1 protein-coding gene is annotated in these 1,048 nt (G+C 55.6%); it reads right to left on the bottom strand.

Annotated elements, in window-relative coordinates; all coding sequences use genetic code 11:
* Window positions 1-839 (bottom strand): DUF932 domain-containing protein (locus ACP7BV_RS27220; protein WP_426108031.1); only part of this gene is annotated, 839 nt, incomplete at its 3' end.
* Window positions 840-1,048: the final 209 nt, after the last annotated feature.

Genomic DNA, 1,048 nt, shown 5'->3' with positions numbered 1-1,048 from the left:
TCGGTGACGGAATTGAGCAGCCCAAACGCCGTCCCCTTTGACGACGCCAGTTCCGCACCCTTCCCATGTCCATTAAACAACATCATCACCTTGGCCATGGCCCGCTCGTTGGTGTTCTGGGCAGCCCCTTTGTCAAGATTTGAAAAGACGTCACGTACGTAGTTCGCAGCCTCGTGGGACGTCACCTTCCGCTCACTCAAGCCCTTCATCCGGTACATGAAGGTGTCCCAGGTACCGACTGAGATCCCCAGTTGACGTTTAACCGATTGCTGATCGAACGACGTATTGTGGGGCACTTTCACGGCGCCCGTCGCACTGCCCAGCGCCACGGCCAGCGTGTTGTTGCACACGACCCGGATGCTGGTGAACTGCGCTGTGGTCGCCAGAGTACCGTCGCATGCAGTGGCAAGTAGTACGTAGGCATTGGATACGTCATTGCCTTTGAGCGTCGACGATTGCCCCGTCCGGGCTAGCGCCCATATTTTCCGACCGCCCTTCAAGATTCCTGCGGTCTCAAGCTCGAAACCAGAGATTTCTGTTAGGTCGCGGTAAAACTCTAGAATTTCACTGGGCTGAACCACTTTGTAGCGCTGGCTCACGACCGACAGCGGCGAGTTGGTATCGGAGCGGAACAGCACCTTGTTTTCCGGGAACGATTCGATTTCCCCCATGCTTTCGGGGGCATTTGTCATGAAGCGGACGGGCGCCTCACGAATTTGCCAATCCATGCCAGCCTGTTTCGCCCAGATTTCAATAGACTCGTGTGCGCCCAGTTGGTTACCCAAGCCATGCCACGGGGTAGCGCCGACGTATGCCATTTGTTCAAGAAGATGTGCCATTGATAATTCCTTTTCAGTTTGATGCATGCGTGCTCGCCCCTAGTGCCATTGAAGTCAGCACGAGAGGGCACAGGTAGGTGGGGAAGAAATGCAAAATGCGACGAGGTCGGATTTCGATGATGTGTGTACTTAAACCGCGATGAATTCCGGCTCGCGTGGGCGCGAACGGAGGCGCTGACTACTGGCCAAAAGAGCGGTTGTTCGTTCCT

This window comes from Massilia sp. TSP1-1-2 (assembly GCF_049896185.1).
Lineage (GTDB): Bacteria > Pseudomonadota > Gammaproteobacteria > Burkholderiales > Burkholderiaceae_D > Telluria_A.
The sequence above is the reverse complement of the archived record's forward strand: the minus strand, read 5'-3'. Positions and strand labels throughout refer to the sequence as shown.